4 protein-coding genes are annotated in these 2095 nt (G+C 60.7%); all 4 read left to right on the top strand.

The features are described 5' to 3' along the window. Positions 1 to 57 precede the first annotated feature (57 nt). Entirely contained in the window at positions 58 to 417 is a 360-nt protein-coding gene (locus IE243_RS22605; RefSeq protein WP_191321538.1) for a hypothetical protein, read from the top strand. Next, positions 414 to 1454: a hypothetical protein gene (locus tag IE243_RS22600; protein WP_191321537.1), complete on the top strand. Its 1041-nt coding sequence runs from the start codon at positions 414 to 416 to the stop codon at positions 1452 to 1454. The genes IE243_RS22605 and IE243_RS22600 overlap by 4 nt, the downstream gene beginning before the upstream one ends. Further along, positions 1451 to 1810 carry a hypothetical protein gene (locus IE243_RS23325; RefSeq protein ID WP_210319964.1) on the top strand — a complete coding sequence of 120 codons (360 nt, stop codon included), beginning with the start codon at positions 1451 to 1453 and terminating at the stop codon, positions 1808 to 1810. The genes IE243_RS22600 and IE243_RS23325 overlap by 4 nt, the downstream gene beginning before the upstream one ends. Next, positions 1803 to 2095: hypothetical protein (locus IE243_RS22590; RefSeq protein ID WP_191321536.1), on the top strand; the 293-nt coding region annotated here is incomplete at its 3' end. The genes IE243_RS23325 and IE243_RS22590, both read left to right, overlap by 8 nt.

The raw sequence follows: 2095 nt of genomic DNA, 5'->3' as shown, positions 1-2095 counted from the left end.
TGAAACATCAACCACTTAACGCGCCCGCATGGAGCGCGAACGCCTGGAGTTTGTCTGATGAACCTCAAGAATTTGACTGCGCGCCTTGCGCTTCTGGACCCCGACACCTTGTTCCCGCAGGGTTTCGGTAAAGCCATTTCGTGGCGTGGTAGTTATGACGAGATAGCATTCATCCCGGATGAAAACACCGACGTCCAAACGATGCACGCTCACGCCCTGGCCGCCAACGGGAAAACGATGGAGGGGTACAAGGGCGGCAACTACGAGATGGGGCCGCTTACCCCGTGCAACATCGCCGGATACGGCTGCTATGGGGGCGACGACGACAGACTCACCCTGTGGCGCTGGCGCTGCATGTGCGCGCTCGCTGGCGTCCCGTTCGACCATCCAGCTATGGCCGATGAGGTGTCAGCATGACCACCACCCCTGAAAGCCGCGACAGCGCCATCCGGCATGTTGTCCAGAAGTGCAATCTCTTGCCCGGCGCGACTACATGGAACGCCGCCGAATTTATGTATGACCTGCTCGCAGCCGCCCCTGCCGCGCCTGCGCCGGAGCCGGTGGCGTCTGGTGTTTGGCCGGAGACGCTCGCCGAGCATTTAGCAGAGCGACACAAGCATTTGATGTTGGAGCGCGAGCGAGAGGCTTTCCATGCCGCACAGTCAGGGGATAAGTCGCGACAGTCCATAGCCAGCACGGAGAGTGAGCGCCACAGGGCGGTCTATCACGCGATGTGCCTGATCGTCTCTGACGAGAACAAGCGCGGACCGGCCATACCAAGGGCAGAAAACTGCGGCAGGTATCTCGCTGAGGGAAATGACGGCAGGTTATTCTACCTCAACCATGCCAACACATGGCAGGAATGCCCGAACTTCCTCGCCTCCCCGCCAGCCCCCGTTGCCGCCAGTGCGGTGGATGATCTGCCGTTCCGGCGACGCGACATAGAGCGCGGGTTGATCCTTTTCCGCACCAGTAGCAACGCCCACGGCAGCATCAACTTTGTCTCCCTGGCATCGAAAGTCGATGCGCTTCCGCAGCCGGCGAAGAATGAACTGGCGAACCTGATGCGCAACATCGCGCAGGGCCTGTCACCCATTGCCGCCACCCCGTCATCACCAAACCCCGTTGCTGATAATCCGGCGGCCGATCGTGTCGTCAACGCGCCAAGGGTGCGGGAGTTGGTTTGGACGGACCTTGGCAATGGGACGTCGTTCCGGGCGCTCCTGCCGATAATCGGCTCCGTCCGCGTCGAACCCTATGGGTGTTGCGGATGGTGGGAGGTCCTCTGGTCGATGCCCGGTATGTGCGACAAGCTGATCCCGGACGTTTTCGATAATCCAGAAGATGCCAAAGCCGCCGCCCAGTCTGACTACGAGCGCCGCGTGCTGGCGTGCCTGGAGCCGGGACGGGGATGGCGGGACCCTTCCCCGCCAGCAGCGGAGGGCCAGTCATGAGCATGGCGTGGGTCCGCAAATACTACGGCGTGCCAGCCCGTCGTGGCGGGCGTGTCGAATACACAGGCGGCTGGAAAGACAAAGCAAAGTCGACGCTCGGAACCATTCGTAGCGCGTCAGGCGGACGTCTCAATATCCAGTTGGATGGGGAGAAGCACGCGTCGCCATTCCACCCAACCTATGAACTGCGCTACCTGGCTGCTGCCGCCATCCGCGCAGACCAGCGGGAGATAGATGCCATCGCGTGTGAGGTCCATGCTGCTACGCTCATGGGCCGAAACAAAGGCACCCCATGGTCTGCGGCTCATGAATGCGCAGCCGCTATTCGCGCGATGGGGGATAAGGGCAATGGGTAAGCCACCACTCAAAATCCCGCCTGATCTGGCTGAGGCCCTGACCGTGGCATGGGCGGACAATGTCCCGGTCGAAGACATAGCCATGCAACTTGGATTGTCAAAATGTCAGGTAGATCGCCGGCGTGAAAAGCTCGGCCTGCCCTTACGCAAGCACGGCAATACCAAACTATCGCACTATGAAGAGCTGCGAATTTACATCCGCGCTGATGATCTGGACAGGCTGCGTAGTCGGACGAACTCGCTGGGCGTGACGATGTCCAGATATCTGAGAGACATGGTTCTGGC

It is taken from the genome of Camelimonas fluminis (assembly GCF_014656355.1).
Lineage (GTDB): Bacteria > Pseudomonadota > Alphaproteobacteria > Rhizobiales > Beijerinckiaceae > Camelimonas > Camelimonas fluminis.
Note: the sequence above shows the minus strand (reverse complement) of the source record. Positions and strands in the feature narration are given on the sequence as shown.